Raw genomic sequence first — 409 nt, forward strand, 5'->3', positions numbered from 1 at the left:
GTCTCATAAAGGTGGTACCATATGTTTTGCAGTCATGGGGCCTTATACGTTACACTTTCCCGTATGACACACATAATGATCGGCTATGCCCGCTGCTCGACGGACAAACAGGATCTCGCGGCCCAGCATCAGGAACTGCTCAAACTCGGTGTTTCTGCCGATCGTATTTACACCGACAAGGGCTTCACCGGCACGAACCGGGAAAGGGCCGGCCTTGACCAGGCACTGGCGGCTGTTCGTAGTGGCGATACTTTGGTCGTACCAAAGCTTGATCGACTGGCCCGCTCTGTCCCTGATGCACGGCTTATTGGCGACAGCCTGGCATCCCGTGGCGTGAAGCTTCAACTTGGGAACAGTATTCACGATCCGTCTGATCCAATGGGCAAGTTGTTCTTCAACATCCTTGCGA

General features: G+C 54.0%; 1 protein-coding gene. It reads left to right on the forward strand.

The genetic code is table 11. The features are described 5' to 3' along the window. Positions 1 to 63: 63 nt before the first annotated feature. Positions 64 to 409 (forward strand): recombinase family protein (locus KP705_RS18420; protein ID WP_215765350.1); only part of this gene is annotated, 346 nt, incomplete at its 3' end.

The organism is Gluconobacter sp. P1D12_c (assembly GCF_018812105.1).
Classification (GTDB): Bacteria; Pseudomonadota; Alphaproteobacteria; order Acetobacterales; family Acetobacteraceae; genus Gluconobacter; species Gluconobacter oxydans_A.